Source organism: Calditrichota bacterium (assembly GCA_013151735.1).
Lineage (GTDB): Bacteria > Zhuqueibacterota > JdFR-76 > JdFR-76 > BMS3Abin05 > BMS3Abin05.
The window spans coordinates 1-19,663 of record JAADHR010000099.1; the positions used below are offsets into that span (position 1 = coordinate 1).

Genomic DNA, 19,663 nt, shown 5'->3' on the forward strand with positions numbered 1-19,663 from the left:
ATGATTGGCGGGATGAACTTTGCCAGCATTACGGAGAAGAATCACGATGTTATGGTCGCAGCCCGGGGGCCCGTGGTGCGGGAGGTGCAAAAAGTTTTCGACCGGAACTGGGAGTTGGCCGGCGGGACAACCCTTTCACCTTCATTGGAAAAACAAAACGCCGGATACCCGCCTGCGGATCCGGGCGAAGGTGTCTGGATTCAGTATCTGGTCACAATGCCATATCTTGAAAACACCAGGGCATTTCTGCTGTCAAAAATAAAAAACGCACGCAAAAGGATTTTGTTGGAAATGTACCTGCTCAGCGACCCGGCTCTCATTACCGGACTCATCGGGGCCTTTAAGAGGGGAATTGATGTGCGCGTTTTACTTGATGCCAATCGATTACCCCTTGAATTTGATCTGGGGGGATTTCCAAACAAAGCCGCCATTCAAAAATTGCTGCGGGAGAATATCCCCGTTAGGCTGTATCGCTGCGCACCGGGCCAGGAAATGCATATGAAAGTAGCTTTGTTTGATGACGACGAGGTGGTGGTTGGTTCCACCAACTGGACCTACGCCAGCTTTGCGGCCAATTCTGAGAGTTGCTTTTTCATGAAAGGGAAATCCGTTTTTGAAAAATTCCGGGCGCTGTTTGAAGAAGATTGGACCCGAAACAGCCTTCCGGCAGCGCCCCTCAATTTTAAAGAAAAAATAATTGCTGCCGGATTTAACCGGGTGTACAAAGAATATTGAACGCATGAATGTCAGAAGGGAAGGGGAGGGTAGCGGAGTAAAATACCGGCCGTTAAAAACTATTGACGGCCAATACATCCGGTGAACACCGGAAACGGCCGTGCGTTTGAACCCTTCCGTCCCCGGTCGGCAGGTGACGCCCGGATGCGTGTTTGTGCATTTTTTTATTCTTTCAATTGAAGAACCGAAATGAGTCACTAAAATGATTCCTTTGGTCAGACGATTTATTCGCAAGCAATGGAGAAGATTTTTTATTACCAGCCTTGGGGTGGGGCTTACGGTTATGCTCATGCTATTCTTGATGAGTCTGTATCAGGGCGTCAAGCGGGGCGCCACCAGCTACGTTGCCAATTGTCCCGCCGATATTTGGATTTGTCAAAAAAACTCCACCAACATTTTGCGGAGCTCATCCTTCCTGTCGGTTTCGTTGGGAGAAAAAATAAAAGAAACACGCGGCGTGAGTCAAGTAACGGGTATTCTCCGGTTATTGGCAACCGCAGACCTGAATAACACGCCTGTGACCTTTTTTCTGCTGGGGATTGATCCCCAAAGTAGCCTGGCCAAACCCCGAACTCTGGTCAAGGGCTCAGCTGATCTCCATTCGCAGGAAATCATCGTCGATCAGACACTGGCGGCAAAATTCAATCTGCATCTCAATGATTCACTGAATGTCCAGGGGACAAATTTTCGAATTATTGGGATTACAAAAGCAACGAATGCCGTCATTGCTCAGTTTTGTTTTACCACGGTGCACGATGCCCGAAAAATTCTCGGATTTTCCGGCTTTGTCAGTTTTTTTCTTATCGGGTCGGACAAACACGTACCATTAGGGAAGGTGATCAAAAACTTGAAGAATAAATTCCCGGACCTGGCGTTTTTCAGCAAAAAACAGTTTGTTGCCAACAACATCAATGAATTAAAAACAGGCCTGTTGCCGGTGCTTTTAACGGTGGCTTTTCTGGGGATCATTATTGGAGCGGCCATCATTCTATTAATGCTTTATAGTTCGGTTCTGGAAAAGCGGGAAGACTATGCTGTACTCAAGGCCATTGGAGCCAGTCACGGATTCCTTGCCCGTTTTGTCTTCAAGCAGTCCCTTTTGATTGCCCTTGTGGGATCGCTTGCAGGACTTTTTCTTTATTTGGCGGGCGCGCCCGTCATTGTATATTTTGTGCCGTCTGTGGCCCTTCACTTTACCTGGCAGGAGGCGATCACCGTTGCGGGGGTTGCACTCGTCATGGCCGGCGCCGGAGTTTGGGTCCCCATTCACCAGCTGTCCAAAATTTATCCAACTGAGGTGTTTCGGGCATGAATAATCAAAACCAGACGGCTATCGAGATCGTGAACCTGACGAAAATTTACAACGGAACCGTACATGCCGTCCGCCAGGTTTCAATCACCATTAAACGCGGTGAAATGGTGTTGATCAGGGGGCCCAATGGCAGCGGGAAGACCACTCTCCTCTCCATGATCGGCTGTTTGACCCGGCCCACGGAAGGGACAATAAAAATCATGGGAAAGGAAATTACCGCTCTTTCTCAATCGGAACTTACCCAATTCAGATTGCTGAATATTGGCTTTATCTTTCAAACCTTTCGTCTGTTGGATTTTTTGAATGTTCGGGAGAATATTGAATTGGTTCTGAACCTGAGGGGTGTTCCTTCGGGATATTCCAGGGAAATTGCGCGTGAGGTTCTGGAAGAAGTGGAAATGCTGCACCGCGCTTCCTTTTACCCGGATGTTTTAAGCGGAGGGGAAAAACAGCGCGTGGCCGTAGCCAGGGCGTTCGCGAACGAGGCATCCCTCATTCTGGCCGATGAACCCACCGGAAGTCTGGACTCAAAAGCCGGGAAAGCGATTATTCGACTTTTGTGTGAAGCGGCTGAAAAGAAAGGCAAAACCGTACTCATTGCCAGCCACGACGACCGCATCGTCCCCTTTGCTCACCGTATCCTGGAAATGGAAGATGGAAAACTGAGGAACACCCATCAGAAACCCGGGTGGACTTAATCGCTGCGAGGCCCGGAGGCGTTCAGACCTTATTTTTGGCGGATTGTTGATGAAGAGGCATTTTATTCGCGTGAGTCGAACAATTGGAGGGTTTTGAAAAATGCGTGAAGCAATCTCAACACCGACGTTTTCTGTGACAGAACCCTATTTCAGCAGCAGGGCCTTTCCCCCGGCGGTATTCCGGGCGGTTTTGAGGCGATAAAAATACGTGCCGGTGGGTAACCGATCCGCTTCCCAGAAAAAGGTGTGCCAGCCGGCCGTCAGGGTGCGCCATTGGCGGTGAAGCACGCGAGCGCCGCATACAGTGTAGATGTCCAGTTGAATATCTGTTTGGAGGGGCAGGAAAAATCGAAATCGCGTAGTTGAATTGAAAGGATTGGGCACGTTCGGAAGCAGGACAAATGATCCGGGCCCGGAATGGGGGGCGCAAGCCACGCGTGAGGCAATCCCGTTGTACAGGTGGTCCAGACTGCGGGTGCTGGTGTAGGGGAGAAAATGGGCAGCGCGGGCCGCTTGTACGTAGCGTTGTACTAATGCCGGATCGGTCACATAGTCCACCGAAAGCACAGGCTTGTCGTGTGCCAGAAATTCCTGCAGGATGTTGAGTCGCTCGAAATCGGGTGCAAAGGGATTGTTCTCGTCGGCATCGCCTGGACAAAAAACGTCTTCCACGCCAATGCCGTCGATGGAATTCCAGTACACCTGGCGCAAGCGGTCTGAAATGTGCTCCGCATGAACAATCTCTTCGGCGTTCTGCGGGAAAACAAAAAACGGGGTGCTTATTTTTTCCTGAATATGCCGGCGGATGTCCGCCAGAAATTGAACCATGAGAGAGTCCGCCCGGGGCTCCTCGGGATTTTCCTCCTGCCAGTATGCGTAGGCATCCACAATGTCGCAGTAGATGCCGTCAAACCCCTGCGCCAGAAGTGTGTCCACGTAAGCGAAAACGATTTTCTGCCACCCGGGGTCCCAAAAGCGCACCTTGTAATTGCCCGGCCAGTCGGGATTTTCCGGTCCCAGCCAGGCGGGAGGGTGGATTGCCCAGTCCGGATTCCAGTAAAAACGGTAGTCTTCAGCTTCGCCGATGGAAAGGTAGGCCAGAACGATTTTGCCGCTGTTCCGGATCTGTCGAATCTGGCTGCGTGTGAAGGCGTTTTCCGGCGTGCCGTCTGCCGAGTAATCCATGACCATGAGATCGAATGTGGCATTAGCCGCAATCTCAGCGGGGTGAATGGCGTCCAGTTGATAGGCCCACGCGTGGATTGTTTTCAGTGATTGAGCCGGTGCCCGGGTGATAAAAGCCAGTGAAAAAACGGCCAGAATTAGGGTGCGAAGAAGAGATGACATGCTATTCCTCCGATTGGTGATGGATCTAACCCAAAAAATGTAGTATAAAAATGTGTCCGAATCAAGAAGGGATTCAACATAATTATTACGGGAATGATGTCGAACAACTTATCAGTTCGATTAAAATAAATGAAGAAGACTTTAGAAGGCTTGAAAAAGCCCTAACGACCACGGTTAGATTGTGAAAGCGGAACAAGCCACAATCTGAACCGTGATTAATTCAATAACACATAGGAAACGACAATGCGTTTAAAAACGAATGTTGGAAATCCCAACCCGTCCGTTCTCGTAACGGGAAGTTCTTCTGGAATAGGTTATGCCATAGCGACTCATTTAGCAAAAAATAATTTTACAGTTTTTGCTACGGTTCGTAAAAAGAATGATGTAGAAAAATTATCCAATCTGGGGTTATCAAATTTAATTCCAGTCTATCCTTTGCATTTGACAAATTTAGATCATGTAAAGGGAATTCATGAGTTTGTAAGCAAAAAGTTATCGGAACTGAAAATAAATGGACTCTATGCCATAATCAATGCCGCTGGTGGAGGCAGCATTGCGCCAATTGAATTATTAAACTTAGAGAAATTCCACGCTGAATTGAAAACCAGACTTCTCGGGCCCGTTGCTTTGTTACAATCATTCTTGCCTTCTATTCGCAAAGCAAAAGGAAGAATTCTTTGGATAGCCACTCCGGCATTGCTTCCGAGCCCTTATCTGACCGATATTCATGCATGTGATTTTGCCGTTAATTTTCTTTCCAGAACGCTTAAGATAGAACTAATGCCCTGGAACATACCAAGTATACTTATTCGTTGCGGTGGCATAAAAACAGAGTCTCCCTCAAAAACATATCAGGTTTTGGATGAGAATATAAAAAAATGGCCGAAAGAAATTTATGACCTGTATGCCGATTCTTTAAGAAGAGTAAGAGAAGAATTTGAAGAATTTGATAAAAAAAGAACTCATCCGGAAGAAGTGGCAAAAATAGTCTATAAAGCGCTTATCAGCAAAAGACCAAAAAGAAGGTACAGAGTTGGCTATATGTCCGGACTTGCCGCGTTTCTTGAATTGTTCCCTCAAACGATAGTGGATTACATTCTGGAAAAAAAGGGGCCAAAATGAAACAGGCCTCAAAATTTTTACTTGTGTTTTATTCCTTGAAGTACTATATTTTAAGCGTTAAAAAAATGTCTTCCCCTATTCATTTTAATAAAAGCAGGGAAAGATACCGTACAAACGAAAAGCGGCCGAAGAATTACTGGGAACCGGGACGAAAGAATCAGAAAAAATTAAAGCAAATGGACACCCTACGGACACCCAGATGGGTTTGGTGAAAAGGTGTGTTTCATAACCCATTGAAAATAAAGAGCGCCCCTGTAGCTCAGGTGGATAGAGCAGCGGTTTCCTAAACCGCGTGTCGGGTGTTCGAGTCACCCCAGGGGCACTAATTTGGGATTTTTTTAGCAAAACATCCCAATATTTCGAACAGTTACATTAAACTAAGAATATGCATCGCGTCACACTATTGGAATCGACAATGTCTATTCATTTGTGAAACGGAAACATTTTTCTTGCATAATGTCTTTTTTTTTCTTATATTACTGTTCGAAGTGGGTTCAAAAGACCCACTTTTTTATTGGATGGGATTTTCAAAATGAAAGATAGAATTACAGAAATTGTAACGCCGGAGATTGAGAAGGAGGGGGCAGAACTTGTTGACATTGTTCTGAAGGGAACAAAACGAAATCACATCCTCATTATTTATGTTGACAAAGTGGGGGGTGTGACCATTAGCGATTGTACCAAAATTTCCAGAAAGCTTTTGGAAAAAACGGAATTGGACGATCTTCTTGGAAATAATTACCGTCTTGAGGTGTCCTCTCCGGGTATTGATCGGCCATTGAAAACAAAAAGGGATTTTGAGCGTCACATAAACCGTATTTTGGATGTTCAATTTCAAGATGAAAAAGGACTGCACAAAATTACGGGTTATATGAAAAAGATAGAAGAAAACACCCTCACCATTTCAAACGAAAAGGGTGAACTGGAAATCCCGTTACATTCCATTTTAAAGGCAACACAACGTGTTAAATGGTAAAAAAGTTTGGAGGTTAAGTCGGTAATGAAGATAGAAATTGCCGAAGCCATTTCGGAGCTTACGAAAGAAAAGAAAATTGATCGGGAGCAGCTCGCCGAAATATTGGAAGGCATCATGCTGTCGATGATTAAGAAAAAATATGGAACAACGGATAATTTTGAGGTCTTTGTAAATATCGACAAGGGCGAAATAGAAATCTACCAGAACAAAACCATTGTTGAAACGGTTACAGACGAGACAACGGAAGTTGATTTGGAAACCGCTCAAAAGGTAGAACCGGATCTTGAAATTGGCGATGAATTTCTGGAGTTGGTTGATCCCAGAAAATTCGGGCGGCGGCTTATTGCATCGGCCAAACAGAATTTGAGCCAAAAGCTGCGCGATCTTGAAAAGGAGAGTATTTTTGAAGAATATCAAAATCGTTTAGGGGAAATTATTATTGGTGATATTCGACAAATCAACCGGGACGAAATTTATATCAATATTGACAAAACAGAGGTGGTTCTGCCAAAGGAAGAGCAGATTAAAAATGAGCGGTATCGGAGAGGAGAAAGCATTCGTGCGGTGGTTAAAGAGGTGCGGCGCTCCAACAAGGGGCCTGAAATTGTCGTATCCAGAAGGGATCCCAAATTTCTCGTGCGCCTGCTCGAACTGGAAGTTCCGGAAATCTACGATGGAATAATCGAAATCAAAGCCGTTGCGCGGGAGGCCGGAGAACGGGCAAAAATTGCGGTTCATTCAAATGATAAACGGATTGATGCGGTTGGAGCCTGTGTTGGAATGAAGGGGATTCGAATTCAGGAAATTGTAAAAGAATTAAATAATGAAAAAATTGACGTCATTAACTGGAGCTCCGATTCGCAACTGTTTATTTCTCGGGCACTGAGTCCTGCAAAAACATCCTATGTGATTATTGATGAAGAGGCCAAATCCGCCATTGCCATTATTCCTGATGAATATATTTCGCTGGCCATTGGCCGGGGCGGGGTAAACAGGCGCCTGGCCTCACAGCTCACGGGCTACGAAATTGAGACGATAAAAGAGAGCGATTATCAAAATATGATGAATCGGGCCAAAGAAGAATTGGACGTCAGTCAAATCGCTGGAATTGGTAAAGCCGTTTTGGAAAAACTAAAAGAAGCTGATTTAAACACGCCAGAGGATGTTTTGCGAGCCGGGACCGACAAACTTGTACAAATTCCGGGCATCGGTGAAAAAACGGCAGAGAAAATCATTGAATCTGTGAAAAACTATATCGAGAAATAATGGAAGTCGTTGAAGAAAAAACTGTTTCTGCAAAGAAAAAGAAAAAGCTGCGAGTCTTTCAGATCGCAAAAGAGTTTCATGTGTCTATTGAATCGATTCTGGACTTTTTGAAGACGCGAAAGTATCCGGTCAAAAACCAGATGAGTGTGATTACCGATGAGATGTTCATCGAACTGAACAAAAAATTCGGTAAGGAGAAGACACCTGTCCCTGCGTCGGAACCCGATTATCAGAAAAAACTTCGTGAAAAACAGCAACAGGAAGAACTCCGCAAGCAGTTTATCACAAAGGAAATTGAAGAATTGGTTACGGCAACACCCGGTCCGATCATCGTAGAAACCAAAGAAGAGAGACGGGCCAAGGCCGAAGAGAAAAAAAGAAGAAGCGAAGCTAAGGCCAGGGAAAGAAAGGTTGTTGATAAGAGTGAATCCGGGAAAAAGCGCCTGGAGGCCATTCTTTCCACGGAAGGACCCTCCATCGAGCCGCATTATCCTGAAGTAAGAGAGGAAATCCCTGCACAAAGAGAAGAAAGCAAACAAGAAACTGCTGCGGAAGCCAAAATCGAAGAAACAAAGAAAGCGCCTGTAAAATCAGAAGAGGGTGCGGCCGCACCTGCTCCGAAAACGGAAGAGCCAAAGGTTCGTGTTCATAAACTATCCAAAGAGGGGAAGAAAAAAGAAGAGGAAAAAGCAACACCTCCTCAGGCCGAAAAACCAAAGAAAAAGAAGAAACGCAAGGAACGTCTGAAAGAAGAGGCCGCCAAAAAGGCCAAGGAAAAGGGCAAAAAGAAGAAGAAAAAAGAGCCCAAACATAAAATTTCTGCTGAAGAAGTTGAAGCGGCTGTTAAGCGGACCATGGCGGCTATGGAGGAAAGGGGAGGCCGTCCGAAGCATAAAAAGAGGGTTCAGACGACAGAAGGCGCTGTGGAAGAAGAAGGCAATGTGATTCGCGTGAGTGAATTCATTTCGGTCGGTGAACTGGCCAAGGCCATGAATGTTGAACCCAATGAAGTGATTCGAACGCTCATGAACCTGGGGATGCTTGCATCTATTAATCAGCGCTTGGATATGGATACCATTATTACGGTTGCCGATGAATTTGGATTCGAGGTTGAACCCCAGGAAGAATACGGAACAGACATTATTGAGGAGTTGGATCAGGAAGATGAAGATGAGGCCAAATTGGTGCCCCGGCCTCCTATCGTAACCATTATGGGTCATGTGGATCACGGCAAAACGTCTCTGCTGGATTACATCCGCAAAAGCAAAATTGTGGCCGGCGAAGTGGGGGGGATTACACAGCATATTGGCGCCTATGTGGTTGAAGTGGACGGAAAAAAGGTGACCTTTTTGGACACTCCCGGTCACGAAGCCTTTACGGCCATGCGTGCACGCGGCGCACAGGCAACGGACGTCGTTATTTTGGTTGTGGCTGCTGATGACAGTGTTATGCCACAGACGATCGAAGCAATCAATCACTCGAAAGCGGCGGGCGTTCCCATTATTGTGGCCATTAATAAAATTGATAAACCCAACGCAAACGTCGAACTCGTCAAAAAACAATTGGCGGATGCCGGTGTTCTGATTGAAGAATGGGGTGGTTCATTTCCATCGGTTGAAATTTCGGCAAAAACCGGACAAAATATCGACCAGCTTCTCGAATTGGTTCTTCTCCAGGCAGAACTTCTGGAACTCAAAGCTAATCCGCATCGCCTGGCAAAGGGCGTTGTACTGGAGTCCCGTTTAGACAAAGGAAAGGGCCCTGTTGCCACGGTGTTGGTTCAAACCGGGACGTTGAAAATTGGCGACCCGATCATTGCCGGACTCCGCAGCGGAAAAGTGCGCGCCCTGTATGACGAACGCGGAAAACGGATAAAATCCGTTGGCCCCTCCATCCCTGCACAGGTGATCGGCTTTTCAGATGTTCCCCAGGCGGGCGATATTCTTTATGCCTTGCGATCCGATCGGGAAGCCAGGGAAATCAGCCTCAAGCGCCAGCAGCTTAAGCGTGAGCAGGATATGAGAAGCCGGGGACACATGAGTCTTGATGAATTTTCAAAGCGCGTGAAGCAACTGAAAGTCAAGGAATTAAAACTAATTGTTAAAGCTGATGTAATGGGCTCGGCGGAAGCGCTGAGCGATGCCCTGATGCATTTGAGCAACGATGAAGTGACCGTACATATCATTCATAAGAGTGTAGGTGCGATCTCTGAAACGGATGTTCTTCTTGCGGCGGCTTCGGAAGCCATCATTATTGGATTTCAGGTGCGTCCGAATCCGAAAGCCTGGGAAATTGCGCGGCGCGAGGGAGTGGATATTAAAACCTATTCCATCATTTACGACGCCATTGAGGATGTCAAACTGGCTTTGGAGGGCCTGCTGGAGCCGGAGCAGAAAGAGGAAGTGGTCGGGGATGCCGAAGTGAGACAGATCTTTCGCATTCCAAAAGTCGGCACGGTTGCCGGATGTTATGTTGTTTCAGGAAAGATAAAGCGAAACGATCGGGTGCGTGTCATTCGTGAAGGAAAAGTGGTATATGAAGGCGAAATTGCTTCACTCAAGCGATTCAAAGAGGATGCAAGAGAAGTGGCGGCGGGGTATGAATGTGGTATCGGGATTGCCGGTTTTAACGATATTAAAGAGGGGGATATATTGGAAACATACCAAATTGTGGAAATAAAGAAAACCCTGAAAAGCAGCAACGGGTAATAGTAGAGTTGACCCAAAATGGTTGGTTTTTGTCAAATTGATCTGTTTATTCCGGGGAGTCAATCACTCAAAGAAAAGCGATTTGCGGTTAAGAGCATTAAGACCCGTATTCGAAATAAATTTAATGTATCGATTTCTGAATTGGACGGCGCCGAAAAATGGCAGCGCGTGGTTTTGGGGATTGCAATTGTTACCAACGATCACAAAATAGTCGATTCAACATTTGCGAAAATCATCCAGTTTATTGACGGGGATGGGCGGGTAGAGATTCTTGATCATTTTGTGGATATATTTTAAGAGAGAACAATGGCTGTGCAACGTGCTTTAAAAGTGGGGGATCTGTTAAAAGAGGAGATCAGTCAGATTATTTTGCGGGAAATTAAGGATCCCCGCGTGGGGTTTAGTACAATCACCGGGGTTAAAGTGAGCAACGATCTCAAATCCGCCAGAGTATATGTCTCGATAATGGGGGATACCCATCAGAAAGAAATAGAAGTGGAGGCCCTTAATCATGCAGAACATTTTGTGAGGGCTTTGCTTAAAACCCGACTGACACTAAAATATATTCCCTATTTGCAATTTGTGCTGGACGAAACTCTGGACTACGCAGAAAATATTGAGCACCTCATTGACAAAATCAAAAAATCCGACCAAAAAGACAGCCTATAATTTTGAGGATGGCGAGATTATTCCCATCGACAAACCCATTGGTTGGACGTCGTTTGATGTGGTTAATAAAATCCGGAAGGCATTGCGGATTAGAAAAGCGGGTCATACTGGAACCCTTGATCCCTTTGCATCGGGTTTGTTAATTGTTCTTACGGGAAAAAAAACAAAGCTGGCCCCCACATTTATCAATTTACCAAAGACGTATGAAGGAATTATTGAATTAGGTGTGGAGACCGACACTCTGGATGTGGATGGGAAGGTAATTGGCCGGAAAGACGTTGCAGAATTTTCGCCGGATGAAATTGAATCGGCTTTGAAACGTTTTGAAGGAGAATCTTTTCAGATACCTCCTTCGTATTCGGCCGTTAAAATTGGTGGAACGCGGGCTTACAAATATGCGCGTCAAAACCAGCCGGTCAAACTGGCTCCCCGAAAAATTCATATTTATTCGATTCGTTTGTTAGGCTATTCGGAACGCGACATTCATTTTAGCGTTACCTGCTCAAAGGGAACCTATGTCCGGGCGCTGGCAAGAGATGTTGCAAAGGCGTTAGGGACCATCGGATATCTGAAATCCCTGAGGCGGTGCCGGATCGGGGATTATTCAGTGGAGAGGGCATGGGACATTGATGCATTTATTGATTGGGTTTTGAGCTTAAAACAGGTGTCTGAAAAAGAAGAAGCGGTGGAATAAGTACAGAGAAGGATGCATAACTCTTAAATGGATGTGTTTTTAGATCTTAATTCTATTCCCAAAAAAGAATTTCCAATTATTACAATCGGGACCTTTGACGGTATTCACCTGGGACATCAAAAGCTTATTTCTCATGTTTTGGAAAAAAAGAAACGGTTTAAGGGAACGGCTTTCCTGGTAACATTTGAACCCCATCCGCAATTAGTCTTAAATACTCGGAACCAGCCCATTTCAATTTTAACGACATTGGAAGAAAAGCTCGAAATTGTACAGAAATTTCCCATTGATGGTGTGATTGTTATTCCGTTTACGAAGGAATTATCGGAACTTTCGGGGAGCTTATTCATTAAAGAAATATTAATCAAAAAAATTGGTTTTAAAGATATTGTTATTGGCTACGATCATGCATTTGGGAAAAAACGATCGGGTAATGTTGAGACGCTGAGAAAAATGAGCAGTGAATTTGGTTTTCGCGTGAATGTTGTTGATCCGGTATCTTTGAACGGAGAGGTAGTCAAGAGTACAACCATACGGAATGCCCTTCGTGATGGTGACATTTCAAAAGCAACCGCCTTTCTGGGCCGCCCCTACCAGATTACCGGAAAGGTTTCCAGGGGAAAGGGGCGGGGGAGAGAATCACTTTTTCCCACGGCCAACCTCGAGATAAACCATCCCCATAAACTCATTCCCCGAAATGGTGTTTATATAGCCGAGGCTGTTTTGGAAGGAAAAAGTTTTCCGGCAATTGCCAATATTGGAAATCGTCCGACATTTGGTGAAAAGGATTTGGCAATTGAGGTCCACCTTTTTAATTTTGATGAAGATATTTACGACTTGCCGATGAAACTATTGCTCTTGTCGCGAATTCGGGGTGAAAGAAAATTCCATTCAATTGAAGCACTAAAAAAACAAATCCACCGGGATATAGAAATAGCAAAAAATTATTTCCAATGAAAAACTGACTGTATGGAGGAATTATGCCTTTATCAAAAGAAAAGAAGAAAGAAATCATGACAAAATTTGGATTGCACGAAAAGGATACGGGTTCGGTCGAGGTGCGGGTGGCGATGTTAACCCAGCGGATTAACGAACTGACCGAGCATTTTCGCACCCATCCAAAAGACCACCATTCCCGCAGGGGCCTGCTTAAAATGGTAGGACAAAGAAGACGTTTGTTGAATTATTTAAATCGCCGCGATATCGATAAATATCGTTCATTAATTAAAGAATTGGGAATCAGACGCTAAAAACGGAGGTAGGATCCATTGATCGAGGTAAAAAATCTGACGAGGTATTACGGACAAAAACCTGCGATTCAGAATGTTACGTTCAATGTCGAGAAGGGTGAAGTTCTCGGTTTTTTGGGTCCAAATGCTGCTGGCAAAACCACCACCATGCGTATTCTCACCTGTTACATGCCGGCAACCAGCGGAACTGCAAAAGTCGCGGGTTTTGATGTTTTTGATCAGTCGATGGACGTGCGCAGGCGGATTGGCTACCTGCCTGAAAATCCACCGCTTTATCCGGAAATGACGGTGGAATCCTATTTGAAATTTGTGGGGAAAATCAAGGGGGTCGATTCCAAAAACCTGAAAAAACGTGTAGAAACGGTAATGGATCTGGTGAACATTACCAATGTTCAAAAAACCATTATCGGAAAATTGTCAAAAGGGTATCGTCAGCGTGTGGGGTTGGCGCAGGCATTGGTTCACGATCCGGACGTACTGATTCTGGATGAACCCACGGTCGGGCTCGATCCCAAGCAGATTATTGACGTACGAAAGTTGATTAAAGACCTTGGGGGAGATCACACGATTATTTTGAGCACGCACATTCTTCCCGAAGTGAGTCAAACTTGTAATCGGGTGGTTATCATTAACGAAGGACGGGTGGTGGCTGAAGATACGCCCGAAAACCTGACTCGCCGGCTTCAGGGAAATGAAAAGATTTATGTGGAAGTTGAAGGGCCGGCTGAAGTCATCGAAAATGAACTTCGGTCGCTGGACATTGTTTCATCCGTTGTTCGCGAGAAAGAAACGAACGGAAATGTATCATTTATTGTGGAGAGTATCCCGAACCGGGATATTCGTAAGGACATCGCCAAAACAATCGTACAAAAAGGTTGGGGCCTCTTTGAGATGAGACCTGTAGGAATGAGCCTTGAAGAAGTATTTCTGCGCTTAACTACAAAAGAAGAGGAGGTGGCGTTCTCGTGAAAAGCTATTTAGCGATAACTGACCGGGAGCTAAAATCGTATTTTGTGTCTCCCATTGCCTACATCGTCATTGCGCTCTTTATTCTGATTACCGGTATATTTTTCTATCTCATTATTTCGAATTTTGTTGAACTGAGTTTCCGCTACACCATGCAGGCTCAATATTACCGGATGGCTCCACCCAAACTCAATGTGAACAGTATGGCCATTCGGCCCTTATTGCATAATATCAGTCTGTTTGCCCTTTTTTGGCTTCCGTTGTTAACCATGCGGCTCATCGCAGAGGAAAAGAAAACCGGAACCATCGAACTTATTTTTACGTCACCGGTGCGAACCATCGAAACGGTAATGGCTAAATTTACAGCCAGCACAACCCTTTTTGTTGTCATGCTGGCTCTTACATTTCTTTATATGGTATCGCTTTTTTTCTTTGGGAATCCTGAACTGGGTCCCATTTTATCCGGCTATTTGGGGCTTCTGCTGATTGGTATGAGCTATATTGCCTTTGGGTTGTTTTTTTCGTCAATTACCGATAATCAGATCATTGCGGCGGTAGCCACATTTGCCTTTATCTTGTTTTTCTGGGCCATCGGCTGGATGTCCGGGTTCGTGAGCCCGGGAGTGGGATCGTTTCTGGATAAACTTTCGCTCATCAATCATTTTGATGATTTTGCGAAGGGCGTCATCGATTTGGGGAATATTGTTTATTATCTGAGTTTCACGTTTTTTGGAATATTTCTGACATATATTTCTCTGGAATCCAAAAAATGGAGGTTGTAAGAGAATGAAACGGTTTGTGGATTATTCAGGCATTTTAGGGCTTTTGCTGCTTATCGCCGGAGGTCTTATCTATGTGATAACTACAACCTCGTCCTGGTTGATTACCACATTCCTTATTCTTGGTGCGCTTCTTCTATTGGTCTACATTGTGGGGAACATAGGGAACATTCAAAATTATTTTTCAAAGCGCTCAACCAAATATGGTACAAATGCTGTGGTAACCTCGCTTATTGTTTTGGCGATTTTATTACTCGTAAATTTTGTGGCCTTCCGACACACCATTCGAATTGATACCACGGCAAATCATCAATACAGTCTTTCAGAACAAACTCAAAAAATTCTGAAGCATTTAAAAAAGGATGTTCACGTAATCGGATTTTTTAAGTCGGAAGAAAATCAACGGGCAAAGGACCTTTTTGAGGAATATGCCCATTTATCATCGAAATTTTCGTATGAACTCGTCGATCCCGATAAACGACCGGCAATTGCCCGGAAATATGGCCGTATTACCTACGGAACCATCATCGTAGAAGGGCCGTCGAAGGTAGAACGCATTAAAAAAACAACAGAAGAAGAGCTGACCAACGCCATCATCAAGGTAACCCGGGAAGGAAAAAAGTGGATCTATTTCCTGGAAGGACACGGTGAGCATGATATTGATCAGGACATGGCGGGCGAAACCGGGCGTTCCGGAATGGCCATGGCAAAAAAGGCGCTTGAAAATCAGTATTATGGTATAAAAAAACTCATGCTGGTTACAGCCAAAAAAATTCCAAGCGATTGCTCTGTTTTGGTTATTGCCGGACCTCAAACCGATCTGATTCAAACAGAAACAGCTGCCATCAATGCCTATTTAAAAAAGGGCGGAAACGTCCTGGCCATGATCGATCCGACCCCGTCGGCCAGTTTAAAAGATCTTCTTGCACCGTGGGGTGTCGTACCCGATAATGACGTGGTGCTGGATGTATCGGGTGTGGGACAGTTATTTGGTGCCGGGCCGGCCATTCCTGTGATCAATAATTACGGTAATCACATGATTACAAAAGATTTAAAACGCATGATCACCGCATTTCCTTTAGCTCGTTCTCTTTCAAAAGACAAGACCATTGAAAAGAAAAACGACCTTACCATAGTTGACTTGTTGAAAACGGGTCCCAATAGCTGGGGCGAAACAGACCTTACGCTGTTTGAAAATCAGAAAAAAGCGGGCTATAATCCCGGCGTCGATAAAAAAGGACCTCTCACACTGGGTATGGTGGTTACAAAAGACGTTAAGGATTCCACAGGCACTCCTCTGGGTAAAAAGAAAAGCCGGTTGGTTGTGTACGGCGATTCGGATTTTGCCACGAATGCCTGGTTCCATTTTCAAAAAAATGGCGACCTGTTCCTGAATTCTGTAAATTGGCTGGCCGAAGAGCAAGATCTTGTTGCCATTCGTCCAAGAAGCCCCGAAGACAGACGAATTAACCTGACAAAAGCCCAGTCCAAACTTATTTTCTGGGTGGGTGTTGTCCTATTTCCATTAGCGATTGTTCTACTCGGCATTGGTGTTTATGCCAAACGGCGTTAAACGGGAGGAGGAAATAAACCCAAAATGAAAACCAAAAATACACTCATACTGCTGGTTATTCTCATTGCCATTTCGGCTTATGTGTATTTTTACGAAATCAAAGGGGGAGAGGAACGCAAAAAGGAAAAAGAGGCTGCCGCCGAACTGCTTCCGATCAAAAAGGATGATGTCAGTGAGGTCATTCTGGAGCGCCCGGCGGATCATGTGAGAATTCATGCAAAAAAAACAGACGACCAGTGGAAAATTATCGAACCGATCGAAACGGAAGGAGATAAATTCGCAATTGAAGGCCTTATTAATTCGGTCCTAAATTCAAAAGTGAACCGGGTTGTGGCCCACGATACAAGCTCTTTACAGGATTTTGGCTTAAAACCCCCGGAAGGAATTATCATTCTTTCAACAAAATCGGGTCAGCACGATACAATTTTTGTGGGCAGTAAAAACCCCACCGGCTCCTTTTTGTTTATTCGCAAGAATCATCAACCTGAGGTTGAGCTGACATCCACATCGATGTCTTACGAGGTAAAAAGAAACCTCTTTGATTTTAGGGATAAAACGGTTCTGAAGTTCGAAAAAGAAAATGTCGACAAACTGGATCTAAAGGTGCCCAAAGGCCATTATATTGTGGAAAAAACAGGGGAGTCGTGGATGATCACGTCACCCGTCCGAAAAAAAGCGGATAAAGCGGAAATAGGCAAACTACTGAACAAGGTCAAAAATGCCCGGGTTCGCAAATTTGTGGTCGAAAAGGCACCCTCCCTCGCAAAATACGGTCTTTCACATCCCAAATATGTGTTTACGGTTTTCCTAAAACCCAATCAATCCAGGAAAACCCTGCTTATTGGCAAAAAAGAGGACAAGGAGACCGTATATGCAAAGGATGATTCGCGAAATCCCATTATGAGTATTCCGAAAAGTGTTCCTGATGGATTGAATGTTTCACTGTTTGATTTGCGAGATAAGACTATTCTTCATTTTAAGCGGGAAAATCTATCTAAAATTGAATTAATTTATCCCGATTCAACGATTATCTGTCAAAAAGACACCAGCGGGAACTGGATGATTACATTTCCGGATTCGGCCAAAACAAAGAGCTGGAAAATGAGCTCACTCCTGTCCAGTTTAAAAAATCTAAAAGCAAAAGAATTCCCAGGAGAAGGAAAGAGGCTCTTTGCGCGTACCGGTTTGAAAAAGCCGCAGCTCATAGTCCGTCTGTATGATAAGGATGGAAAATTCGTGGAATCATTGCTTATCGGAAAAACTTACGATTCGAAAAAAACCTATGTTACAACTAAAGAGAAGAAAGAAGTATTCGGCGTTTCTACTAATGACCTCAAAAATATTAAGGTCCGTTTAGAAGATATTAAAGCCGATTAATTAGAATTGGAGGCTTATTGAATGGTAGTTCGTAAAGAAATTGAATTAGGGGGTCGCAAGCTCCTTATCGAAACAGGCAAAATGGCACGGCAGGCAGATGGAGCCGTTTGGGTGCAATACGGAGAAACGGCCATACTCGCAACGGCTGTTTCATCGGATAAACCGGTAACCGGAACGGATTTTATGCCGCTTTCCGTCGAATATCGTGAACGCGCCTATGCGGCCGGCAAAATTCCCGGCGGATTTTTTAAGAGAGAAGGCAAACCCAGCGAAAAGGAAGTGGTTAGTGCCCGATTAACGGACAGGCCCATTCGACCCCTTTTCCCGGATGATTACCGAAATGAAGTCCAGGTGATCATTTATGTTATTTCTGCAGACCAGGAGAACGATGCGGACATTCTGGGTCCCATCGGGGCATCCGCAGCACTATCTATTTCGGATATTCCCTTTCTGGGTCCTATTGCATCGGTTCGCGTGGGTAAAGTGAATGGTGAATACGTCATTAATCCTACGTTTGCACAATTGGAAGAGAGCGAGTTGGATGTTATTATTGCCGGCTCTTCCGACTCCATTGCAATGGTTGAAGGGTGGTCCAATGAGATTTCTGAAGAGGATATGCTTCAGGCTTTGGATTTTGGACACGAAGCCATTAAGAAAATCGTAGAGCTTCAGAACGAATTGGTTAAGGAAATCGGGAGACCAAAGCGGAGCTATGAACCCGCGGCTATTCCGGAGGAGCTGCAAAAAGAGGTCCGGGCCCGCGCCGAGTCCAAAATGGTTGAAATCGTTCAGATTGCCGAGAAAAAGGAACGAAGTACGGCCATCAAAACACTGGTGGAAGAAATTGCCCAGTCCCTGGAAGAAACCTTTCCCGATGCTTCAGGAATGATTGCCGCAGTCGTGGGAGACATCGAGAAGGAGATTATGCGGAAGAATATTCTGGAGAAGGGAAAACGTCTGGACGGCCGTTCCCTCAAAGATATTCGTCCGATTACCTGCGAAATTGGTTTAATTCCGCGGGCACACGGTTCAGCCTTATTTACCCGAGGCCAAACACAAAGTCTCTCGGCAACAACACTCGGTACCAAAATGGATGAACAAAAGATTGAGGGGCTTGAAGGCGGCACGTGGAAACGGTACATGCTTCACTATAATTTCCCGCCCTTTTCCGTGGGTGAAGTGAAACCTATGCGAGGACCGGGTCGAAGAGAAATCGGGCACGGGCAGTTGGCGGAACGGGCTCTAAAACCGGTTATCCCGGATGATACGGAATTCCCCTACACCATTCGAATTGTTTCCGATATTATGGAATCCAACGGATCGTCCTCGATGGCCACTGTTTGTGCGGGATCGTTGTCTTTGATGGATGCCGGTGTTCCTGTAAAAGCGGCCGTTGCCGGAATTGCTATGGGATTAATCAAGGAAAATGACAAGGTCGCCATTTTAACGGATATTCTCGGCGATGAAGATCACATGGGCGATATGGACTTCAAGGTTGCCGGTACGTCTGAGGGAATTACCGCTTTCCAAATGGACATTAAGATAAAAGGGATTTCATTTGAGATTATGCGTGAAGCCCTACAACAGGCCAGGGAGGCCCGATTGCAGATTCTGGAGATTATGAATCAGACCATTGATCATCCCAGAGATGCAATTTCCAAATATGCACCGCGAATCATGTCTATTCAGGTTCCTGTGGATACCATTGGTGCAATTATCGGCCCCGGAGGAAAGACCATCCGCGAAATCATCGATAAAACCGGTGTTACAATTGATATTGATGATGACGGAAAGGTCACCATTGCCTCGGCGGATATGGAAGCCGCAGAAGAGGCCAAGCGCATTGTGCAATCCTATTCGGAGGTTCCCGAGGAAGGAAAAGTTTACAAGGGAAAGGTCAAGAAAATTCTGAATTTTGGGGCCATTGTGGAAATTCTGCCGGGTAAGGAAGGACTGCTCCACATTTCAGAATTGGAATACCACCGTGTGAATAAGGTAGAAGATATTCTGCACGTGGGGGATATGGTAGAGGTGAAGCTCTTAAAGGTTGAAAGAGACGGAAAACTGGATCTCAGCCGAAAAGCGCTTCTCGAAAAACCTGAAGGATATGTGGAACAGCAGCGGCCCTCTTTCCGATCGAGCAATGGTCAACGGCGCAGAAGTGACGTAAATCGAAACAGCAAAAGACGCTGAT

General features: G+C 45.2%; 18 protein-coding genes and 1 tRNA gene. 18 read left to right on the forward strand and 1 reads right to left on the reverse strand.

Annotation, left to right across the window (positions count from 1 at the left end; all coding sequences use genetic code 11):
- The 3 genes from GXO76_06745 to GXO76_06755 form a co-directional block, all read left to right on the forward strand.
- The coding region (locus GXO76_06745) for a DUF1669 domain-containing protein (GenBank protein ID NOY77552.1) at positions 1 to 735 on the forward strand (735 nt) is incomplete at its 5' end.
- 202 nt (positions 736 to 937) lie between these two features.
- A complete protein-coding gene (locus GXO76_06750; protein NOY77553.1) occupies positions 938 to 2,047 on the forward strand; it encodes an FtsX-like permease family protein in 1,110 nt (369 codons plus the stop codon).
- On the forward strand, positions 2,044 to 2,745 hold the full coding sequence (locus tag GXO76_06755) for an ABC transporter ATP-binding protein (protein NOY77554.1): 702 nt from the start codon (positions 2,044 to 2,046) through the stop codon (positions 2,743 to 2,745). Before GXO76_06750 ends, GXO76_06755 begins: the two co-directional genes overlap by 4 nt.
- Before the next feature lie 144 nt (positions 2,746 to 2,889).
- On the opposite strand, the gene GXO76_06760 is transcribed toward GXO76_06755, so the two are convergent.
- Entirely contained in the window at positions 2,890 to 4,092 is a 1,203-nt protein-coding gene (locus tag GXO76_06760) for a hypothetical protein (protein ID NOY77555.1), read from the reverse strand.
- 243 nt (positions 4,093 to 4,335) lie between these two features.
- Here GXO76_06760 and GXO76_06765 point away from each other — a divergent pair, with 243 nt between their 5' ends.
- The 15 genes from GXO76_06765 to pnp all read left to right on the forward strand — a co-directional run bounded on the left by GXO76_06765 (position 4,336) and on the right by pnp (position 19,662).
- A complete protein-coding gene (locus GXO76_06765) occupies positions 4,336 to 5,214 on the forward strand; it encodes an SDR family NAD(P)-dependent oxidoreductase (protein NOY77556.1) in 879 nt (292 codons plus the stop codon).
- A gap of 248 nt (positions 5,215 to 5,462) precedes the next feature.
- Positions 5,463 to 5,536: transfer RNA gene (locus tag GXO76_06770), tRNA-Arg, on the forward strand.
- A 210-nt stretch (positions 5,537 to 5,746) separates the two neighbouring features.
- Positions 5,747 to 6,190, forward strand: a complete 444-nt coding sequence (locus GXO76_06775) for a ribosome maturation factor RimP (protein NOY77557.1) — start codon at positions 5,747 to 5,749, stop codon at positions 6,188 to 6,190.
- Between the two features lie 24 nt (positions 6,191 to 6,214).
- A complete protein-coding gene (nusA, locus tag GXO76_06780) occupies positions 6,215 to 7,456 on the forward strand; it encodes a transcription termination factor NusA (GenBank protein ID NOY77558.1) in 1,242 nt (413 codons plus the stop codon).
- The gene (gene infB, locus GXO76_06785; GenBank protein NOY77559.1) at positions 7,456 to 10,164 is read left to right on the forward strand and encodes a translation initiation factor IF-2; all 2,709 of its coding nucleotides are present in this window, start codon (positions 7,456 to 7,458) and stop codon (positions 10,162 to 10,164) included. Before nusA ends, infB begins: the two co-directional genes overlap by 1 nt.
- Positions 10,165 to 10,182: 18 nt before the next feature.
- Positions 10,183 to 10,461 carry a DUF503 domain-containing protein gene (locus GXO76_06790; protein NOY77560.1) on the forward strand — a complete coding sequence of 93 codons (279 nt, stop codon included), beginning with the start codon at positions 10,183 to 10,185 and terminating at the stop codon, positions 10,459 to 10,461.
- Between the two features lie 9 nt (positions 10,462 to 10,470).
- The gene (gene rbfA, locus GXO76_06795) at positions 10,471 to 10,833 is read left to right on the forward strand and encodes a 30S ribosome-binding factor RbfA (protein ID NOY77561.1); all 363 of its coding nucleotides are present in this window, start codon (positions 10,471 to 10,473) and stop codon (positions 10,831 to 10,833) included.
- On the forward strand, positions 10,793 to 11,527 hold the full coding sequence (gene truB, locus GXO76_06800; protein NOY77562.1) for a tRNA pseudouridine(55) synthase TruB: 735 nt from the start codon (positions 10,793 to 10,795) through the stop codon (positions 11,525 to 11,527). Before rbfA ends, truB begins: the two co-directional genes overlap by 41 nt.
- 27 nt (positions 11,528 to 11,554) lie before the next feature.
- Complete coding sequence (locus tag GXO76_06805) at positions 11,555 to 12,481, forward strand: bifunctional riboflavin kinase/FAD synthetase (protein ID NOY77563.1); 927 nt, start codon at positions 11,555 to 11,557, stop codon at positions 12,479 to 12,481.
- A gap of 23 nt (positions 12,482 to 12,504) precedes the next feature.
- Positions 12,505 to 12,774 carry a 30S ribosomal protein S15 gene (rpsO, locus tag GXO76_06810; protein NOY77564.1) on the forward strand — a complete coding sequence of 90 codons (270 nt, stop codon included), beginning with the start codon at positions 12,505 to 12,507 and terminating at the stop codon, positions 12,772 to 12,774.
- 18 nt (positions 12,775 to 12,792) lie between these two features.
- Positions 12,793 to 13,743: an ATP-binding cassette domain-containing protein gene (locus GXO76_06815; GenBank protein ID NOY77565.1), complete on the forward strand. Its 951-nt coding sequence runs from the start codon at positions 12,793 to 12,795 to the stop codon at positions 13,741 to 13,743.
- Positions 13,740 to 14,522 carry an ABC transporter permease gene (locus GXO76_06820; protein ID NOY77566.1) on the forward strand — a complete coding sequence of 261 codons (783 nt, stop codon included), beginning with the start codon at positions 13,740 to 13,742 and terminating at the stop codon, positions 14,520 to 14,522. The genes GXO76_06815 and GXO76_06820 overlap by 4 nt, the downstream gene beginning before the upstream one ends.
- Before the next feature lie 4 nt (positions 14,523 to 14,526).
- Positions 14,527 to 16,092, forward strand: a complete 1,566-nt coding sequence (locus GXO76_06825; protein ID NOY77567.1) for a GldG family protein — start codon at positions 14,527 to 14,529, stop codon at positions 16,090 to 16,092.
- 24 nt (positions 16,093 to 16,116) lie between these two features.
- Positions 16,117 to 17,469 (forward strand): DUF4340 domain-containing protein, encoded by a 1,353-nt coding sequence (locus GXO76_06830; protein ID NOY77568.1) that lies wholly within the window; start codon positions 16,117 to 16,119, stop codon positions 17,467 to 17,469.
- A gap of 21 nt (positions 17,470 to 17,490) precedes the next feature.
- A complete protein-coding gene (gene pnp, locus GXO76_06835; protein NOY77569.1) occupies positions 17,491 to 19,662 on the forward strand; it encodes a polyribonucleotide nucleotidyltransferase in 2,172 nt (723 codons plus the stop codon).
- Position 19,663: the final 1 nt, after the last annotated feature.